The following is a 17953-nucleotide window of genomic DNA, read 5'->3' on the forward strand; positions in this document are numbered from 1 at the left end:
GGGACAGGGGTGGGGGTATCTTCCCGCACCGGCTCGTCAGCCGCGCTGTCGCCACATGCGATAGCTCTGCCCGCCAAGGCGGGTGAGGATCACGTCAATACCCGTCGGAGTTGTTGCCGACGAGGATTTCGCGTTTGCCGGCGTGGTTGGGGGCGGAGATGACGCCTTCCTTTTCCATGCGCTCGATCAGCGTCGCGGCCTTGTTGTAGCCCACCGCCAGGCGGCGCTGGATGTAGGAAGTCGAGACCTTCTTGTCGGTCAGCACGACGTTGACGGCCTTGTCGTAGAGCTCGTCGCCCGAGCCGCCATACTCGTCGCCGTCGCCACCCGACACGCCGCCCTCGTCCATCTCGTCCTCGTCGGCGACGATGGCATCGAGATAATCCGGGGCGCCCTGCGACTTCAGGTGATTGACCACCGCCTCGACTTCGCTGTCGGCGACGAACGGGCCGTGCAGGCGCCGGATGCGGCCGCCGCCGGCCATGTAGAGCATGTCGCCGTTGCCAAGCAGCTGCTCGGCGCCCTGCTCGCCGAGGATAGTGCGGCTGTCGATCTTCGAGGTCACCATGAACGAGATGCGGGTGGGGAAGTTGGCCTTGATGGTGCCGGTGATGACGTCGACCGACGGGCGCTGCGTGGCAGTGATGACATGGATGCCGGCGGCGCGGGCCATCTGCGCCAGGCGCTGCACCGAGCCTTCAATCTCCTTGCCGGCGACCATCATCAGGTCGGCCATCTCGTCGATGATGATGACGATGAACGGCAGCGGCTCGAGGTTGAATTCCTCGCTCTCGAAGATCGCCTCGCCGGTTTCGCGGTCGAAGCCGGTCTGCACGGTGCGGGTGATCACCTCGCCCTTGGCCTTCGATTCGCCGACGCGCTGGTTGAAGCCATCGATGTTGCGCACACCGATCTTACTCATCTTGCGGTACCGGTCTTCCATCTCGCGCACCGCCCATTTGAGGGCGACGACGGCCTTGGAAGGATCCGTCACCACCGGGGTGAGGAGGTGCGGGATGCCGTCATAGATCGAGAGTTCCAGCATCTTGGGATCGATCATGATCAGCCGGCACTGCTCCGGGGTCATCTGGTAGAGCAGCGACAGAATGAAGGTATTGATACCGACCGACTTACCCGAGCCGGTGGTGCCGGCGATCAGCAGATGCGGCATGCGGGCGAGGTCGGCGATGATCGGCTCGCCGCCAATGGTCTTGCCCAGGCAGATCGGGAGCTTGCCCTTCATCTTCTCGAAATCGGACGAGGCCAGCATTTCGCGCAGGTAGACGGTCTCGCGCACCTCATTTGGCAGCTCGATGCCGATGGCGTTGCGGCCGGGAACCACGGCAACGCGCACTGAAATGGCGCTCATCGAGCGGGCGATATCGTCGGCCAGCGAGATGACGCGCGACGACTTGATACCGGGAGCGGGCTCGAGCTCGTAGAGGGTGACAACCGGGCCGGGGCGGACATTGATGATGTCGCCTTTGACGCCGAAATCGGCGAGCACCGATTCGAGCTTCCGCGCCATTGCCTCGAGGCGCTCCGGCGCATGCTCGGGGCTGGCGCCCTTGTGCTTGGGCGGAGTGAGGAGGTTGAGCTCGGGCAACTCGAACCCATGCGGCTCGTCGAGGAACGAGCCCTGGGCTTCGCGGGCGGCGCGCATGCCGGGCTGCGGCCGGGGCGCGGGAGCGGCGACGCGCGGCGACACCACCGGCGCTGCCTGATGGGCAGCCGGGACGTGCGGCATGGGCGCCGGGCTGCGTGAGGCGGCCATCGGGCCACGCAGCGGGGTCTGCATCTCCCAGCGCGGCATGTCGGCTTCTTCATCCGGCTCAGGCGGATAGTCGTCGAACGGCGGCTCGTCATGCGCGGCAACGATCGAGCGGCGCTCGACGGTGAGGGCGGGCTCGGCGCGACCGGCGGGAGCCGACGGTGCATGGCCGTGAAGGCTTGGCTCGACCGCATCGCCGCGCCAGGCTTCGGCCTCCGCCTCGGCGGCCCGGCGCTGGGCGATGCCGGCACGGGCGCGGCGGAAAGCGGTGCGGGCCGAAAAGCCGAGATGGACGGCGTAGCCGAGGATCACGTCGAAGATCGAATCGCGCTCGGGCTCGTCGTCATCGACCGGCGCAGCGGCGGCAGCGCCCCGGGCGCCGGCCGGCTTGGCCTTGCCTTTGCCTTTCGGCAGCTCGGGCAGGGTGACCCGGCCAAGACCCATGCCGATCCAGAACAGCGCCAGGGTGGGGGCAGCAATAATGATGGCGAAGAGGATCGCGGTCACCGGCTGCGGCGTGGCGCCGGTGGCGAGAACCGCGAGGTTGGTAAAACTCTGGCCGACGAGGCCGCCAAGCCCGGTGGGCAGCGGCCAGCTCTCGGGCGCAGCGATGAAGGCAAAGAGGCCGCAGCTTAGGACGCTTGCCGCGACCCAGGCGAGAAGGCGCAGCCCCATGCGTGAGGGCACGCGATGCCGAATCAGGCCCCAGCCCCAGAGGGAGGGCGGCACCAGCAGGGTCAGAATGCCGAGGCCGAAGACCTGGAACGCCATGTCGGCGATGACGGCGCCAGGGAAGCCGAGCCAGTTCCGCGCCGGCTCGCCCGAAGCATAGGAGAGGCTCGGATCATCCACCTGCCAGGTGGCGAGGGACAGCAGCACGATCGCCACCAGCCCCAGGATGATGGCGCCCATCAGGCGGACGGGGATGCGGATCGCTATGGCGGGGGCGGTCTCTCGACGGGCGTCTTCGAGCAGGTGCTGTGCCGGCATCGTCTGGTACACTCTACAAACGGAACGCTGAACCGGCGGCAGACGGCGCGCCGATCGAAGGCTGATCCTAGGCGGTTAGGGTTAACCCGGAACTAACTGGACGAGGGTGGTGCGAAGCGCGGGCGCGCAGTTTGGCGCCGAGGCTCCGCTCACCATTCGCTCTCTCCGGTTTGTGCCGGATCTAAACTCAGGCACCGGCCGTCATCCCGACGAAAGTCGGGACCCAGTGCACCGAGTGTTCCAGGGGCGCGCGCCCGTCCGACCTTGTGATGGACCGGCGCGGTTCGCGCCCGACCAACCGTCCGAGCAGTGGGTCCCGGCGTTCGCCCATGTGCGCTAAGTTAGGGTCGTGCCCCACCCACCGGGTCATTCCCGCGAAAGCGGGAACCTCTGTTTTCTTGGCCCGCGGCACGATCGCAAACCGAGTTCCCCGCTTTCGCGGGGATGACACCGAGTTTGGGGGACCTGCAGAGCCTCGGGTCGCATACCCGGCGTCACCCCATTTGGGAGCTAAGGTGGCGTCCATCAGGCCAAGCGAAATCGCTAACCTAGCGCCTATGGGCGTTCGCCGGGATGCCGGCCGGTGGGGGACGCGTCCCTATCAAAGACAGAAAGGGTCCGAAGGGGCCCTCCCCGTTTCGGGGGCGTGGGGAGGGCCGTCGGTTCGGTGGACCAGCCGCGGCCGGTGGCTGAGGAGGTTTCAGCTACCGACCGCGCTTGGGGGGTCCGCCGCACGGGGACAGATACACCTTAGGACAGCGGTCGTTTGGCCTGCGTGATGTCAACGTGAGCATGAACGGTTAGTCGAAAGTTGCATCGATCCAATGCCGACCGACAGGCTGATCAAGGCTCTTGCAAATGACTGACCAGTCAGTTATTAGTCTACTGACCGAGCAGTCAGTAAGGCTAACGAGCAATGAACACCACCGATCAAGAGCGCGGACCGAAGTTCCGTCGGCGCGCCGAGGCGCGGCCGGACGAGGTGCTGGATGCAGCGCTGGAGCTGTTCATCGAGAAGGGCTTTGCCTCGACCCGGGTCGAGGACATCGCCAAGCGTGCCGGGCTGAGCAAGGGCACGGTCTATCTCTACTTTCCATCCAAGGAAGCGCTGCTTGAAGGGCTGGTGCGGCGGGCGATCCTGCCGATCGCCGATTCGGCGCTGACGACACTGCACGACTACGAGGGCGATCCACGCGTCGTGCTCAGCATGGTGCTGACCATGCTGGCGGGACGGTTCGGCGATCCAAAAGTGATGGCGATGCCCAAGCTGATCTTCCGCGAGGCGATGGGCTTTCCGGGGCTTGCCGAAATGTACCGGCGCGAAGTGCTGGATCGGGTGCTGCCGGCGGTCGAAGGGCTGCTGCGGCGCGGCATCGAGCAGGGCTACCTGCGGCAGGTCGACCCCAGCCTCACCATCCGCTCGATCATCGGCCCGCTGATGCTGCACGTGGCGATGGCCGAGATCTTCGGCATCACGCCGGAAGGCGGGCTGCACATGGAGAAGCTGGTCGAAAACCACCTCACCATCCTGTTCGACGGGCTGAGCGCTCCGCCGAGTGCCAAGCAATGGTCAGCAAGCTGAGCGAGGAAGCGATGAACGCGGTGTGGACAACCTATATCGAAGCCTACCCGGTGCCGGCCCGTCGGCATTGGGGCCAAATGCTGCTGCTCGGCAATGGCCTGGCGCTCGGGGCGACGGGGCTGGTGCAGGCCGGCTTCGATCTTGCCGGATACTTCTTCAATCTGGGTCCCCTGGCTGAGGCGCTCTACGGCAACCCCGACGCCCTCGCCTATTTTGAGGCGCATGGGCTGGCCTTGCTGGCGGCCGTGCTGCTGATCGCCAACCACCGGACCGCCGGGGCGGGTTGGAACTGGGCCGCGGCGGCTATCCACCTGCTGCTCGGCGGCGCCAACCTGCTGTTCTGGCCAACCTTCGTTGCCTATGACCTCGTGCCGATGGGGATCGTCGCAACGGCGGGACATGCGCTGTTTCTGGGGCTCGAACTGGTGGCAGTCGGGGCCCGCTCGGCACCGGACAAGCGGAGACGATAATGGACGGTTTTCTCGCCTGGCTGTTCGGCCTTGTTGCGTTGGTGATCCCCGGGTTCGGCGCGACCGAAGCGCCCGGCTATAACGGCTATGTCGAAGCGCGCTACGTCTACGCCGCGTCGAGCACCGCCGGGCCGATCGAGACGATTTCGGTGCGCGAAGGCGACCTGGTGCTCACCGGCGATCTGCTGTTCCGGCTGCGCTCGGAGCAGCAGATCGCGCTGCTCTCGGCCGCCGAGGCGCGGGTGGCGGCGGCGGAGGCGGGGCTGAAGAACCTCACCACCGGCAGCCGGGCCGACGAGCTCGATGTCATCCAGGCGAGCCTGCAGAAGGCGCAAGCCGACATGAATCTCGCCAAGGACAGCGCGACGCGCAGCGAAAAGCTGTTCAAGGAGGGCCTGGTGCCGCAATCGAAGCTCGACCAGGATCGGGCGAGCCTCGCCAGCGCCGAAGCGGCGGTGCGCCAGCTCGAGGCGCAGCTGAAGGTGGCGGAGCTGCCGGCGCGCAGCGAGCAGCAGGTGCAGGCGGAAGCCAATCTGGCGGCGGCGCATGCCGATGCCGAAAAGGCCAATGCCGATCTCGCCGACCGCACCATCACCGCCCCGGCGGCAGGACGGATCGAGCGGGTGCTCTTCGATGCCGGCGAGATCGTCGCGGCAGGCACGCCGGTCGTCTCGATCCTGCCGGAAGGGGCGCTGAAGGTGAAGTTCTACGTGCCGGAGACGGCACGGGCCGGTCTGGCGCTGGGCGACCAGCTGGCGGTGAATTGCGACGGCTGCCCGGACGGGCTGACCGCGAAGGTCAGCTTTTTCGCCTCGGACCCGCAATTCACCCCGCCGGTGATCTATTCGCGCGATGAGCGGCAGCGGCTGAGCTACCTGGTCGAGGCCACACTGGAGGGCGTGAGCCTCCATCCGGGCCAGCCGGTGACGGTGGAGCGGCGGCAATGAGCGAGCCGCTGGTCATCGATGTGCATGGCCTCACCAAGAATTTCGGGCCGAAGCGGGTGGTCGACCATTTCGACATCCAGGTGCCGAAGGGCGCCATCTATGGGTTTCTGGGGCCGAACGGCTCGGGCAAGACCACCACCATCCGCATGCTCTGCGGCCTGCTGACGGCCGACGAAGGCGAGGGGACCTGCCTCGGCTTCGACGTGCGCAAGCAAGCCGAGCAGATCAAGGAACAGGTCGGCTACATGACGCAGAAGTTCTCGTATTACGAGGACCTCAGCATTCGCGAAAACCTCGATTTCGTCGCCCGGATGTATCGGCTCGATCGGCGGAAACAGCGGGTCGACCAGGCGCTGGCCGATCTCGGCCTCGCCGACCGGCAAAAGCAGCTGGCCGGCTCGTTGTCGGGCGGCTGGAAGCAGCGGCTGGCGCTGGCGGCGTGCCTGCTGCATGAGCCCAAACTGCTGCTGCTCGATGAACCCACCGCCGGCGTCGACCCCAAGGCGCGGCGCGATTTCTGGGACGAGATCCGGCGGCTTTCGGCGATGGGCGTCACCGTGCTGGTTTCGACCCATTATATGGACGAGGCGGTGCAGTGCGATTTCATCACTTACATCGCCTACGGCAAGAAGCTGATCGATGGGCCCTCGAGCAAGATCCCGGAAATGGTGGGGCTCGAGACCTGGCGGGTGGAAGGGCCTGAACTGGCCAGGCTCGAGGACCGGCTGCTGACCGAACCCGGTGTGGTGCAGGTGGCGCGCTTCGGCACCGTGCTGCATGTGTCGGGCACCGACAAGGCGGCGCTGGAAGCCACGGTCGAGCGGCTCAAAGCCGAAGGCACGCATCGCTGGAGCCTGCAGGTGGCAGGGCTCGAGGAAGCCTTCATCTACCTGATGACCGGGGCGCGGGACAATTTCGCCGGTGATGGCGGAAAGGTTGCCGCATGAATCTCGGCTTCTCGCTCAAGCGCTTCGGCGCCGTGCTCTACAAGGAGTTCATCCAGATGCGGCGCGACCGCATCACCTTCGGCATGATGATCGGGCTGCCGATCATCCAGCTGTTCCTGTTCGGCTTTGCCATCAATGCCGACCCGCGGAACCTGCCGACGCTGGTGGAGATGGGCGATAACGGCCCGCTCAGCCGGGCGGTCATCGCTGGGATGCAGAATTCGTCCTACTTTGCCTTCACCGGTGCGGTGAGCGGGGTCGGCGAGGGCGAGGAAGCGCTCAGGCGCGGCACCGCCAACTTCGTCGTGGTGATCCCCGAGGATTTCGAGCGCGACGTGGTGCGTGGCAACAAGCCAGAAATCCTCATCGCGGCGGACGCCTCGGATCCGTCGGCCACCGGCGGGGCGGTGGCAGCCCTGTCGGGCATCGTCAACGTGGCGATATCAGAGACGCTGACTGGGCCGCTGGCGCAGCAGGCGGGGTCGGCGCCGTTCTCGATGGTGGTGCACCGGGAATACAACCCGGAGGGCAAGACCTCGACCAATATCGTGCCGGGGCTCTTGGCCATCATCCTGTCGATGACCATGGTGATGATCACCGCGGTGGCGATCGTCAAGGAAACCGAGCGCGGCACCATGGAGATGCTGATCGCCACGCCGGTAAAGCCGCTCGAGGTGATGCTGGGCAAGATCCTTCCCTATGTGTTCGTCGGCTATGTGCAGACGGCGGTGTTTCTGGCTGCGGCGAGCCTCGTTTTCGGGGTGCCGTTCGAGGGCAGCGTCTGGGCGTTCTTCCTCGGCTTCAACCTGTTCATCGTGGTGAACCTGGCGCTGGGCTTTTTGATCTCGACCGCGGCGAAGAGCCAGATGCAGGCCATGCAGCTGAGCTTTTTCACCATTCTCCCTTCGATCCTCCTCTCCGGCTTCATGTTCCCGTTCGCCGGCATGCCGGGCTGGGCCCAGTTCATCGGCCAGGCGGTGCCGGCGACGCACTTCTTGCGCGTGGTGCGGAAGGTGATGCTGAAGGGCGGCGAGGTGGCGGATGTAACCGGCGAACTCTGGGCGTTGATCGCGATCCTCGTGGTGATCTCGGGGATCGCCATGCTCAGATATCGGCAGACGCTGGATTGAGCCGGCGAGGAGCTGTGGAATTGCCGCCGACACGGTGTCATCCCCGCGAAAGCGGGGATCCCTGTTTGGCCGCGGACTCCGCAAACAGAGGTTCCCGCTTTCGCGGGAATGACTCGGTGGGTAGGGCAAGGACCAAGCCAACCAGCTTCGCCGGTGCAGCCCAATCGTGAAAACGACCTAGCCGTGCGGCGCCATGCTGCTTATCTCCGTGGCAGTCAAATGGAGTGATGCGATGAAAGCCGTGGTGTTCGACGAGTTCGGCAGCCCCCGTAAAGTGCTGAAGCTCGAGGAGCGGCCGCTGCCGGAGCCCGGGCCGGGGCAGGTGCGGGTAAAGCTCATCCTGTCGCCGATCCACAACCACGACCTGATGATCGTCACCGGGCACTATGGCTACAAGCCGCAGCTGCCGCACGTGCCGGGCACCGAGGCGCTGGGGGTGGTGGAGAAGCTCGGCGACGGCGTGACCAACCTCAAGCTGGGACAGCGGGTCACCGGCGGCGCGAGCGCCGCCTGGGCGGAATACTATCTCGCCGGCGCGCAATCGCTGGTGCCGCTGCCCGACGGGATCGACGATGCGACGGCCTGCCAGCTGGTATCGATGCCGCTGAGCGCCTGGCGGCTGCTCGGCGAATTGCAGGTCGAGGCCGGCGAGTGGATCGTCCAGAACGCGGCGAACGGCGCGGTGGGCAAGATCATCGCCAAGCTGGCGGCGGAGCGTGGGGTAAGGGTGCTCAACATCGTGCGGCGCGAGGCGGCGGTGGCCGAACTCAAGGCCGAGGGCATCGGCGATGCGATCTCGAGCGAGCACCAGGACTGGCAGGAGCGGGCCCGGGCGATCACCGGCGGCGCGCCGATCCGCCGGGCGCTTGATTCGGTGGCCGGCCGGGCGTCGGACGAGCTGCTGGATCTCGTCGGCGAAGAAGGCTGGCTGATCTCGTTCGGGGCGCTGAGCGGCCGGCCGATGCAGATCAGCGCCGATAACCTGTTGTTCAAGCGGGCGGTGGTGAAGGGGTTCTGGGCGGCCAAGCCCTCGAGTTTCCACACGCCTGAGCAGATCCGCGGCGCCATCGTCGAGTTCGTCGGCAAGGCAGCGCGCGGCGAGCTGAAGCTGCCGATCGCCGAGGTGTTTCCGCTCGAGCAGGCGGCGGAAGCCGCCGAAGCCAGCAACGAAAAGGGCCGGCAGGGAAAGATCGCGATCCGCGGGAGCTGATCCGCGTAGCAATAGACTTGCCATTTGGCGCACAATGCATGATTATGTGCCAAATGGAGAGTGCGCGATGCAGCTACACCCCATCGATACCGGCGCCGGCGCGTTTGATCCCGAGCCGATCACGGACCTGGAAGCCGCCGCGATGTTTCGGGCGGTGCTGAATCTGTTCAAGCGCTGGGAGGTTACGGACGCGGAGGCGGCCGTGCTGCTCGACCTGCCGGCGCGGACCTTTGCGCGCTGGAAGGCCGGTGAAATCGGCCGCCTCGGCCGGGACGGCAAAGCGCGGCTCTCGAACCTCATGGGTATCCACAAGGCGCTGCGCTTGATCTTTCGCGAGCCGGAACGCGGCTATCGCTGGATCAAGGCCGCCAACACCGCCTTCGGCGGCAGCAGCGGGCTGGAGGTGATGCTGGGCGGGGAACTGACCGACCTGATGCGGGTGCGGCGCTATCTCGACGCCGAGCGCGGCTGGTGACTGCGATCCCAACCGCGTCGGTCAGCTGGCGCGGTGCGGTACGGATCATCCCGTCCATCCACCCGCCGATCGACCTGTTCGAGGACATTGCCGATCCGCGCGACTGGCCGTTGCTGATCTCAGCCGAACAGAAGACCAATCCGCGGCTGATGGAATCGATCGGCCGGCTGGACCTGGTTCCGGCCGATCGGCGGGTGTCCGGGCCCGGCGCCAGTTACCTGATGGCGCCGTTTACCCATGCGACGACCGATCGGCCGAGCCGCTTCAGCGATGGCAGCTTTGGCGTGCTCTATGTCGGCGAGGGGTTCGAGACGGCGCTGTTCGAAACCATCCACCACCATCAGCGCTTCATGCGCGCGACGAGCGAATTGGCGGGATGGACCTCGCAGTTCCGCGAGCTTTTCCTCGACGTGGAGGCTGAGTTGGCCGAATTGCGCGTCGACCCGCCCGCCGGCGTGCTCGCCGAAAACTATGCCGTGGCGCAGGCGCTGGGCGCCTCGCTCAAGTCTGCCGGATCCGAGGGCGTGGTCTACCCCAGCGTCAGAAGGCCGGACGGCCAATGCGTGGGATTGTTCTACCCCGACCGCTGCGCCAATGTGCGGCAGGGCCGGCACCTCGACTACCACTGGAACGGCGAACGGGTGGATTTCTACCGGGACGCCGGTTCCCGACAGGTGTTCGAGATCACGCCGTGAGCCCGAGCATCTGGTCCTGGCGCTGGCGCAGCGCATAGAGCCGGGTGGTCTGGTCGGGCAGGGCGTTGGCGGTGGTGAGGAGCTGGCCCTTCTTCACCGGGGCAGTGACCTTGCCGCCTTCGAGCAGGCCGACCGGCACGGCGTGCTGGCGACGGGCGTCTTCGACGGTCAAAATGAAGCTCCGGTAGCAGGTTTCGCCGATGGCATCGAAGCTCTCGCCGACGCTCAGGTCGCGCTTGGCCACGGCGCAGACTTCGGCGACCGGATTTGGCATCGGCACCATGTCGGGCTTGCCGTAGAGCATGATGCGGGCGGCGGTCAGCGGCACTTCCAGCGAGGTCAGGTGGTAGGGGCGGAAGAAGGCATAGTAGGGGCCCTTGCCGACATGCAGGTCATCCATGCGCTCGATGATGCGCGGATGCTCGGCCTCGACGATGACGAAGACCCCCGGCGCCACGCCTTTACCGATGGTGAAATCGACGACGCCCTTCTTGTCGAGAATGCCGCCATCCGCCTTGGGGATCAGCACCTTGACCATCTCGTCGCGGTCGGCCTTCGGCCCGTGCATGCCCGGCACATCGGGGACCAGCCCCGTGGCGTTGGCGATGCAGGCCATTTCCACCATGGTCTTACTGCCATCGACGAACTCGACCAGCATGCGCGGGTTCATGTTCCGGCGGGTGGCTTCTTCGCGGTAGTCGTCGGGAACCGCGTCGTGATTGAGCGGGTTGTTCTTGCCCTTGCCGGCCGAGACGATCCGGTAGCCGAGCGCCGAGGCGAACTCGATCAGCTCCATGCAGCTAGAGGGCTCGTCGCCTGCGCCGACCGAATAGATGACGCCGAGGCGGTCGGCCTCATGCTTCAGGTAGGGGCCGATGGTGACGTCGGCTTCGACGTTCATCATCACGAGGTGCTTGCCGTGCTCCATCGCAGTCAGACAGTAGTCCGCCGCGACGCCGGGCTTGCCGGTGGCATCGATCACCACGTCGATCAGCGGGTTCTTCACCAGCGTCTCGGCCGAGGTGACGGCCATCTTGCCGGCCTCGATGGCGGCGGTGACCTTGCTCTCGGTATCGGCCTCGACGGCGTGCGCGTCGTCGCCATAGGCAATGGCCATGGCGGCGCGGGCGGTGTGCGGGCGGCGGGTGGCGATCGCCGCCACTTCGATGCCGCGCATCAGCCCGCCCTGGGTGACGAGATCCGTACCCATTTCGCCCGAACCGATGACGCCGATGCGGATCGGCCTGCCGGAATCGGCTCGCGCCTTGAGGTCGCGCGCGATGCCGGTCAGATGCACATTGGTGAGCGGGGTCGGGGGGTTGATGGCCTTCATGCGCGGTGCTCTACCACTGGCGTCGCCACATGGGAACCTGAGAGATGACCGGCCAGCTGGATGTGATTCGCGAGGGAAACCTGGGGATCATTGCCCTCAACCGGCCCGAGGCGATCAACGCGCTGAATCTCGAGATGATCGACGGCATCACCCGGGCGCTCGAGCAATGGGCCGATGACGACGAGATCCGGTTAGTGCTGTTCGAGGGACGCGGCCCGCGCGGCTTCTGCTCGGGCGGCGACGTCAGGGCGGTGCGCCTGGCGGTGCTCGACGGCAAGGCGGAGGAAGCTGACGCCTTCTTTGCCGCCGAGTACCGGATGAACGGCATCATCGCGCGTTATCCCAAGCCGCTCGTGGCGCTGACCCATGGCATCGTCATGGGCGGCGGCATCGGCATTGCCGGGCACTGCGCCTTCCGCTTCACCACCAGTGAGGCGCGCTTCGCCATGCCGGAAGCGGCGATCGGCTTTACCTGCGACGTCGGGGTGAACTTCATTCTGTCGAAGGCGCCGGTACACCGGGCGCTGGCTTTCGCGATGACCGGGGTGCCGGTGAGCGCCGCCGATGCACTGGCGCTGGGCTTGACCGATTGCGCCATCGACCCGGCGCGGCGCGATGCGGTGCGCGCCGGGATTGCCGCAGCGGCCGGCGCGACACGGATTGAGGCGGCGCTCGGGGCGCTGATGCAGGCCGAGATGGCGCCGGTGGGTGAAGCAGTGTTTTGCGCCGCGGCCGACCGGCATGCCGGGCTCGATTGGAGCGACACCGTGGCGGTCGTCGGTACGGCAGGGCTCGAGCCGCAGCTGGCGCAACTGGCGCTCCGGTCGCCGACCAGCCTCGTCGCCATCCTCGAGAGCCACCACGCGGCGCGGCGGCTGGCTGAGATCGGCGCCGTGCTGGCAGCAGATTTACGGCTGGCGCGGCTATTGTCGCGGCTGCCGGACTTCGCCGAGGGGGTGCGGGCGGTGCTGGTCGACAAGGACCAGAAGCCCGCGTGGCGGCCCAACTCGCTGGCGGGCGTTGACCGGTCATCGATCCGGGCAGTGGTGGGCGTTGCCTGACGCGCCGAAAGCGCCTGAATTTAGCACTTCCTAAACCGTTCCATCGGATGCTGGCGCCGGGCAGAAGTCCACGGGGGCAGCCAAGTAGATGGCTCAGGCACGCAGCAAAACTATCGCCTTGCCGGCGATCGTCGATCTCGACGCGCTCGATCCTATTCGTGACGAGCTGGTCGACGCCATTGAATCCGGACCGGTTACGGTCTCGGGGGCGGCGATCGAACGGGTGGCGACCAACGCGCTGTTCATGCTGCTGAGTGCCGCCGAGACCGCCCGTCGCAACAATTTCGCATTTTCGGTCAGCGCGCCCTCCGAGGCGTTCCGGCTGGCTGTTTCGCGGCTGGGGCTTGGGGCCTCGTTCGCCGCGATCATGGAAGGGTAATTCATGCGTGTACTGACGGTCGACGATTCCCGAACCATTCTCGCCATGCTGCACCATACGCTCAGCAATGCGGGCTTCGAGGTGCTGCAGGCCGAAGACGGCCAGAAGGGCCTCGACGTGCTCAAGAACGAGAGCGTCGATGTGGTGATCACCGACATCAACATGCCGGTGATGGACGGGATCGAGTTCATCAAGAACGTCCGCGCCTCAGGCATGCACAACTCGCTGCCGATCCTCATCCTCACCACCGAAACCAGCCAGGACAAGCGCGACCAGGGCCGCGCTGCTGGCGGTACCGGCTGGATCGTCAAGCCGTTCGACCCGGAAAAACTGATCTCGGTGATCCACCGCGTGGTGCACTGAGTTCCACCGCGCCTCTCTCGCCTTCCCGGCAACCCAGAAGGGTTCGTGACTAGTCCATGAGCGACCTCGACGACTTCAAGGCCACCTATTTCGACGAGTGCTCGGAGCTGCTGCTCGAACTTGAAGAGCAGTTCGCCGCCATCGAAGAGGGCGACCGCTCGAGCGACCGGTTGAATGCGGTGTTCCGCGCCATCCATTCGATCAAAGGTGGCGGTGGGGCGTTCGGGTTCCAGGGGCTGGTCGGGTTCGCACATGCCTATGAGACGTTGCTCGACCATGTCCGCGACGGACGGGTGGAGCTGAGCGAACCGGTAGCGGCGCTCTGCATCCGTGCCAACGATATCGTTGCCGATTTCGTTGCGGCGGCCAAGGATGGCACCGAGCTCGAAGCCGGCTACGGCGCCGAGGAAAAACACCAGTTCGACGCACTGACCTCGGGCGACCCCGATGCAGCCGGCGAGCCGATGGAAGAGTTCGACATCGACTTCGTGCCGGTCATGGTGACCATCGCCGGCGCCGAGGATGACAATGATGTGGTGGCCGAGGAACCGCTGAGCCTTGCCGTGCTCGACGATGCCTTCGAGGCGCCGCCGCTGGCGCCGGAAGCCGGACACTGGATCATCCGCTTCACCCCGCATTCCGAGCTCTATGCCCGGGCCAATGACCCGTTGCTGCTGCTGCGCGAGCTGGGCACGCTCGGTGATATCAAGGTACGGGCGGTGCTCGACGAAATCCCGGCGCTGGCCGATTTCGAGCCGTTCGGGGTCTATTGCAGCTGGGAGATCACGCTCAGCTCCGACACCGTGACCGAGGCGGCGATCGCCGAGGTGTTCGAGTTCGTTGAAGGCAATTGCGACCTCAGCATCACCCACGGCGAAGCCCCAGTGGCGGAAGAGGCGCTCGACGCCGAGATCGAGGCGATGCCGTCATTCGCCGAGCTGATGGCAGTCGAGGACGAGCCCGTGGCTGCGGTCGCCGAGGCCGCGCCGACGGCCGAGCTGCTGAGCTTTGCCGATCTCGCCGAGAGCCTGAAGCCGGCGCTTAAAGCAGCGCCACCGCTGATGCCGCCGCCGCTGAAGCAGGCGGTTCCGGCCGAGGAGTTCGAGGGCGAGAACGACCGGCGCTCGGGCGCCGAGGATCGCCGCAACGGCGTGCAGTCGATCCGCGTCGACCTCGACAAGATCGACCGCGTGGTCAACATGGTGGGCGAACTGGTGATCACCCAGTCGATGCTCACCCAGCAGATGGATGAGACGCTCAGGGCGCGCTACCAGGAACTGGTGCGCGGCCTCGAAGTGCTGGCGCAGACGACGCGCGGCCTGCAGGACTCGGTGATGGCGATCCGCGCCCAGCCGGTAAAGACGGTGTTCTCCCGCATGCCGCGGCTGGTGCGCGAGCTGGCGACCAAGACCGGCAAGAAGATCCGGCTCGAAACCATCGGCGAGAATACCGAGATCGACAAGACGATCATCGAGCAGCTTTCCGACCCCTTGACCCACATGATCCGCAACTCGGCCGACCACGGCATCGAGAGCCCGGAAAAGCGGTTGGCCGCCGGCAAGAACGAGTCCGGGGCGATCCGGCTCTCGGCCGAGCAGGCGGGCGGCAATATCCTGATCGCGGTGGAAGACGATGGCGGCGGCATCAACCGCGAGCGCGTGCTGCAGGTGGCGCGCGACCGCGGCGTGGTGGGGCCCGAGCAGGCACTGAGCGACGAGCAGATCGACCAGCTGATCTTCGCGCCGGGCTTCTCGACGGCGTCCGAGGTTTCCGACATTTCCGGCCGCGGCGTCGGCATGGATGTGGTGCTTTCCAACATCAAGAAGATCGGCGGCTCGGTGCATGTGAAGAGCTGGACCGGCAAGGGCACGCGGATGACGCTGCGCCTGCCGCTGACCCTCGCGGTGCTCGACGTCATGCTGGTGAAGGTGGCGGGCTCGCCCTACGTCATCCCGCTCTCCTCGATCGTCGAGACGATCCAGTGCGCTCGCGCCAATTTCTCGCGCATGCCCACGGGTGGGCAGGTGCTGCAGGTGCGCGGCGAGTATGTGCAGGTGGTGGACCTGGCGTCGCGTTTCGAGATGACCACCGAGGTCGAGCGCGACAATCGCTTCGTCGTGCTGTGCGAGGCCGAAGGCGGGGTGAAGGTGGCGGTGATCGTCGACGACATCATCGGCCAGCAGCAGGTGGTGATCAAATCGCTGGAAGAGAACTTCCAGTCGATCGAAGGCATCGCCGGCGGCACCATCCTCGGCGACGGCAACGTGGCGCTGATCGTCGACGTCCAGGGTTTGAAATCCGCCACCGCGGCTCACAAGAGCGCCGCTTGAGAACTTATTCGATCGCGCTTTCGAAGCGGAAAAGCCTGCAACTTTTCCTGAAAGCGCTCTGGCTGAACGACACATCTGACGCCGGCCAGGAGGCCGGCAGGAAAGGCAGAAGACCAAATGGAATCCCTCGCATTCAAGGACGACATCTCCGGCAGCGTCGCGGCTGCCGCCAACTCGCTGCAGCTGATCGCGTTCTCGATCGGCGAGCAGACCTATGGCGTCGAAATCACCACGGTGCGCGAGATCCGCGCCTGGAACGGTGCGACGCCGCTGCCCAACACCCGGGAATTCGTGCGCGGGGTGATTAACCTCCGCGGCACCATCGTGCCGATCTTCGATTTGCGCGCCCGCTTCGGCGAAGGCCAGACCTCGCCGACCAAGAACCACGTCGTGGTGGTGATGAGCGTCGGCGAGAAGTGGGTGGGGATCCTGGTCGACGCGGTGTCCGACATCCTGACCGTCGCCAAGACCGACATCCACAATGTGCCCGAGGGCAACTCGATCGACACCGAGCTCTTGAACGGTATCGTCACGCACGAAAGCCGCATGGTCGGCCTGATCGACCTGCATGCCGTAGTGTCCGGGGCGAAGATGGACAGCTGAGGCGGAGCCATCGCTGAGGTTGCAGGGCCGCCCGCGAGGGCGGCCTTTTTGTCGGATCAGACGGCTTCCCGGCTTCGGTCAGCTTTCGGCGGTGGCCTTCACCTCTTGCCGCGGCGGGGCGCCGCGGTCGTTCAGGATGAAGTCGAGTTCGGCGGTGCGCCGCTGCGACAGACCCGCCGCCTCGGCGAAGCGGGGCCACGCGTCGACGGCGCCGCGAACCTCGTCGATGATCGCTGCCGCGGCATTCTCCTTGATACCGGCGGTTCTGGCTTCCTCGAGTATGTGGTCTCGATCCGGCGTTCTGCCTTCGCCTCCAATCGCCATGTTGTGCTCGCCGCCTGGGCCGATTGAAAAGGTCAAGTCGTAGGCGGGAGTGGGCGACCATGCTCCGGGGGCATCCATCTGGAAGGCATGGTTCTTCGAATGGTCGTCGCGATTTTTCGCGAGCACGTTGAAGGCCATTCTCCGGAACATCCGCTCCACGTGGCGTTCATCGCGGGTCAACAGCCGCGTCGCCTTGAGCAGCATGGAGTAGTCGAGCTGGGGAGCGCGATGATCGGCATGCAGCAAGCCGCTCAAGGTATGAATGTGGATCGGGCCTTTCGGTCCTCGGTCAAAGCGCCGAGTGGCGAAATAGCCAGCTCCACTGGTGCCCTTGAGCAACGCCGTTTCCGCCATATCGACGCCGGCCGCGCCGGCCATGAGGGAGTAGGCATATTCCTCGGGGCCAATTTCCCGAGGATCGCTATCGGCCCGGAATTTCACCAGCCATGGCTCATAGCCGGCGGGCAAATCTTCGTTGCGATCCTGGATCAGCCGGCCGTTCGTCTTGTCGTATCCGACCACGATCTTGGGCCTCATGCCGCCCGAACCACCCTGGGCCGCCTGGAGCCGGTCGAGGTCAGCGACATCCATGTCGCCATCTACCAGTTCGGCCTGCTCAGCCAGCCAATCAAGGTCGATGGTCTTGTCGGCCACCTCTTCGAAGGCGCCGGCAGGGGTGTAACGCAAGGCTGCCATGCCGGTCGTTCCCACATACGAGAGCCGGTCTAGTGGTGACAGCGTGGTGAAGTCGTACCCCATGCGCTGCAGCCGCCGGTCCAGCAGCTTTCGGCCCCAACCGTCTGGCAGGCTGTCGTTGAAAAGCCCATGCAGTCCTTCGAAAGGTGCGTTGGGAGCCGCCTGTACACTTCCCTCCAGCCTGAGGTTGAACGGGGACAACGAGAGGCGCTGCTCGATGGCCTCGGCGGCGTACTCGAAATAGCTCCGCCGCTCTCGGGCTCGCCAGACGAGTTTGCCGACCGGGATGAGCTCACCAGCAAGTTCGATGGCGACATCAAGAACGGCGACGTGGTCGATCTGCTTCATTTGAGACGCCCACGCCGGCGAACCGGCTCCTCGATGACGTCGTCTATCCGCGTCAAGGGAGATGGTGGGAACAGCTCAAGAAACTCCTTTTCAGCTCCGAGGGCGAAAGCGATCCGGACCACCGTCTCGAACGACGCCTTGCCGGTTCGCTCGAAGAGCTTCAGGGTACCCAGGCTGACGCCCGAGCGGGCCGCCAGGCCGTCCTGGGTCATGTTTCGAGCCAGCCGCAACTGTCGGGCACGACGAGCGGCAGCGCCAATGACCTCGGAAGGAGATGTGAAGCTAAGGGATAACATAGT

Annotated in this window: 17 protein-coding genes; 13 read left to right on the forward strand and 4 right to left on the reverse strand. The window is 65.8% G+C overall.

Annotation, left to right across the window (positions count from 1 at the left end; translation table 11 throughout):
• Window positions 1-94 precede the first annotated feature (94 nt).
• On the reverse strand, window positions 95-2761 hold the full coding sequence (locus VW23_RS22490) for a DNA translocase FtsK (protein ID WP_084646389.1): 2667 nt from the start codon (window positions 2759-2761) through the stop codon (window positions 95-97).
• A 916-nt stretch (window positions 2762-3677) separates the two neighbouring features.
• Between VW23_RS22490 and VW23_RS22495 the strand changes: the two genes are divergently transcribed.
• The 8 genes from VW23_RS22495 (at window position 3678) to VW23_RS22530 (ending at window position 10217) form a co-directional block, all read left to right on the forward strand.
• Window positions 3678-4343 (forward strand): TetR/AcrR family transcriptional regulator, encoded by a 666-nt coding sequence (locus VW23_RS22495; protein ID WP_069911733.1) that lies wholly within the window; start codon window positions 3678-3680, stop codon window positions 4341-4343.
• Window positions 4328-4813: a hypothetical protein gene (locus VW23_RS22500; protein WP_084646390.1), complete on the forward strand. Its 486-nt coding sequence runs from the start codon at window positions 4328-4330 to the stop codon at window positions 4811-4813. The genes VW23_RS22495 and VW23_RS22500 overlap by 16 nt, the downstream gene beginning before the upstream one ends.
• On the forward strand, window positions 4813-5760 hold the full coding sequence (locus tag VW23_RS22505; protein WP_069911734.1) for an HlyD family secretion protein: 948 nt from the start codon (window positions 4813-4815) through the stop codon (window positions 5758-5760). The genes VW23_RS22500 and VW23_RS22505 overlap by 1 nt, the downstream gene beginning before the upstream one ends.
• Window positions 5757-6707 (forward strand): ABC transporter ATP-binding protein, encoded by a 951-nt coding sequence (locus tag VW23_RS22510; RefSeq protein WP_069911735.1) that lies wholly within the window; start codon window positions 5757-5759, stop codon window positions 6705-6707. The genes VW23_RS22505 and VW23_RS22510 overlap by 4 nt, the downstream gene beginning before the upstream one ends.
• On the forward strand, window positions 6704-7837 hold the full coding sequence (locus VW23_RS22515) for an ABC transporter permease (protein WP_069911736.1): 1134 nt from the start codon (window positions 6704-6706) through the stop codon (window positions 7835-7837). Before VW23_RS22510 ends, VW23_RS22515 begins: the two co-directional genes overlap by 4 nt.
• A gap of 232 nt (window positions 7838-8069) precedes the next feature.
• Window positions 8070-9047: a zinc-binding dehydrogenase gene (locus VW23_RS22520; protein WP_069911737.1), complete on the forward strand. Its 978-nt coding sequence runs from the start codon at window positions 8070-8072 to the stop codon at window positions 9045-9047.
• A 67-nt stretch (window positions 9048-9114) separates the two neighbouring features.
• Window positions 9115-9522, forward strand: a complete 408-nt coding sequence (locus VW23_RS22525) for an MbcA/ParS/Xre antitoxin family protein (protein WP_069911738.1) — start codon at window positions 9115-9117, stop codon at window positions 9520-9522.
• The gene (locus VW23_RS22530; RefSeq protein ID WP_244513703.1) at window positions 9519-10217 is read left to right on the forward strand and encodes an RES family NAD+ phosphorylase; all 699 of its coding nucleotides are present in this window, start codon (window positions 9519-9521) and stop codon (window positions 10215-10217) included. Before VW23_RS22525 ends, VW23_RS22530 begins: the two co-directional genes overlap by 4 nt.
• Here the strand turns inward: VW23_RS22530 and VW23_RS22535 are convergent.
• On the reverse strand, window positions 10207-11550 hold the full coding sequence (locus tag VW23_RS22535; RefSeq protein ID WP_069911740.1) for an NAD(P)H-dependent oxidoreductase: 1344 nt from the start codon (window positions 11548-11550) through the stop codon (window positions 10207-10209). The genes VW23_RS22530 and VW23_RS22535 overlap by 11 nt on opposite strands.
• Before the next feature lie 44 nt (window positions 11551-11594).
• On the opposite strand from VW23_RS22535, the gene VW23_RS22540 reads away from it, so the two are divergent.
• From VW23_RS22540 to VW23_RS22560, 5 genes are all read left to right on the forward strand, one after another.
• A complete protein-coding gene (locus tag VW23_RS22540) occupies window positions 11595-12611 on the forward strand; it encodes a 3-hydroxyisobutyryl-CoA hydrolase (RefSeq protein ID WP_069911741.1) in 1017 nt (338 codons plus the stop codon).
• 88 nt (window positions 12612-12699) lie between these two features.
• Window positions 12700-12990: an STAS domain-containing protein gene (locus VW23_RS22545; RefSeq protein ID WP_084646391.1), complete on the forward strand. Its 291-nt coding sequence runs from the start codon at window positions 12700-12702 to the stop codon at window positions 12988-12990.
• Between the two features lie 3 nt (window positions 12991-12993).
• Window positions 12994-13353: a response regulator gene (locus VW23_RS22550; RefSeq protein ID WP_055874686.1), complete on the forward strand. Its 360-nt coding sequence runs from the start codon at window positions 12994-12996 to the stop codon at window positions 13351-13353.
• 56 nt (window positions 13354-13409) lie between these two features.
• A complete protein-coding gene (locus tag VW23_RS22555; protein ID WP_069911743.1) occupies window positions 13410-15683 on the forward strand; it encodes a chemotaxis protein CheW in 2274 nt (757 codons plus the stop codon).
• Between the two features lie 117 nt (window positions 15684-15800).
• Window positions 15801-16286 (forward strand): chemotaxis protein CheW, encoded by a 486-nt coding sequence (locus VW23_RS22560; protein WP_055874692.1) that lies wholly within the window; start codon window positions 15801-15803, stop codon window positions 16284-16286.
• A 78-nt stretch (window positions 16287-16364) separates the two neighbouring features.
• Here the strand turns inward: VW23_RS22560 and VW23_RS22565 are convergent, their stop codons facing one another.
• Window positions 16365-17654 carry a type II toxin-antitoxin system HipA family toxin gene (locus VW23_RS22565; RefSeq protein ID WP_069911744.1) on the reverse strand — a complete coding sequence of 430 codons (1290 nt, stop codon included), beginning with the start codon at window positions 17652-17654 and terminating at the stop codon, window positions 16365-16367.
• Entirely contained in the window at window positions 17651-17950 is a 300-nt protein-coding gene (locus tag VW23_RS22570; RefSeq protein ID WP_069911745.1) for a helix-turn-helix domain-containing protein, read from the reverse strand. Before VW23_RS22570 ends, VW23_RS22565 begins: the two co-directional genes overlap by 4 nt.
• Window positions 17951-17953: the final 3 nt, after the last annotated feature.

Origin of the sequence: Devosia insulae DS-56 (assembly GCF_000970465.2) — a bacterium.
GTDB lineage: Bacteria > Pseudomonadota > Alphaproteobacteria > Rhizobiales > Devosiaceae > Devosia_A > Devosia_A insulae.

Excerpts from the sequence above, each read along its gene's own strand:
- VW23_RS22565 (WP_069911744.1), bottom strand. The coding sequence starts at position 17,654 with ATGAAGCAGATCGACCACGTCGCCGTTCTTGATGTCGCCATCGAACTT.
- VW23_RS22540 (WP_069911741.1), top strand. The coding sequence starts at position 11,595 with ATGACCGGCCAGCTGGATGTGATTCGCGAGGGAAACCTGGGGATCATT.
- VW23_RS22550 (WP_055874686.1), top strand. The coding sequence starts at position 12,994 with ATGCGTGTACTGACGGTCGACGATTCCCGAACCATTCTCGCCATGCTG.
- VW23_RS22500 (WP_084646390.1), top strand. The coding sequence starts at position 4,328 with ATGGTCAGCAAGCTGAGCGAGGAAGCGATGAACGCGGTGTGGACAACC.
- VW23_RS22560 (WP_055874692.1), top strand. The coding sequence starts at position 15,801 with ATGGAATCCCTCGCATTCAAGGACGACATCTCCGGCAGCGTCGCGGCT.
- VW23_RS22535 (WP_069911740.1), bottom strand. The coding sequence starts at position 11,550 with ATGAAGGCCATCAACCCCCCGACCCCGCTCACCAATGTGCATCTGACC.
- VW23_RS22520 (WP_069911737.1), top strand. The coding sequence starts at position 8,070 with ATGAAAGCCGTGGTGTTCGACGAGTTCGGCAGCCCCCGTAAAGTGCTG.
- VW23_RS22555 (WP_069911743.1), top strand. The coding sequence starts at position 13,410 with ATGAGCGACCTCGACGACTTCAAGGCCACCTATTTCGACGAGTGCTCG.
- VW23_RS22525 (WP_069911738.1), top strand. The coding sequence starts at position 9,115 with ATGCAGCTACACCCCATCGATACCGGCGCCGGCGCGTTTGATCCCGAG.
- VW23_RS22545 (WP_084646391.1), top strand. The coding sequence starts at position 12,700 with ATGGCTCAGGCACGCAGCAAAACTATCGCCTTGCCGGCGATCGTCGAT.
- VW23_RS22510 (WP_069911735.1), top strand. The coding sequence starts at position 5,757 with ATGAGCGAGCCGCTGGTCATCGATGTGCATGGCCTCACCAAGAATTTC.
- VW23_RS22515 (WP_069911736.1), top strand. The coding sequence starts at position 6,704 with ATGAATCTCGGCTTCTCGCTCAAGCGCTTCGGCGCCGTGCTCTACAAG.
- VW23_RS22505 (WP_069911734.1), top strand. The coding sequence starts at position 4,813 with ATGGACGGTTTTCTCGCCTGGCTGTTCGGCCTTGTTGCGTTGGTGATC.
- VW23_RS22570 (WP_069911745.1), bottom strand. The coding sequence starts at position 17,950 with ATGTTATCCCTTAGCTTCACATCTCCTTCCGAGGTCATTGGCGCTGCC.
- VW23_RS22495 (WP_069911733.1), top strand. The coding sequence starts at position 3,678 with ATGAACACCACCGATCAAGAGCGCGGACCGAAGTTCCGTCGGCGCGCC.
- VW23_RS22490 (WP_084646389.1), bottom strand. The coding sequence starts at position 2,761 with ATGCCGGCACAGCACCTGCTCGAAGACGCCCGTCGAGAGACCGCCCCC.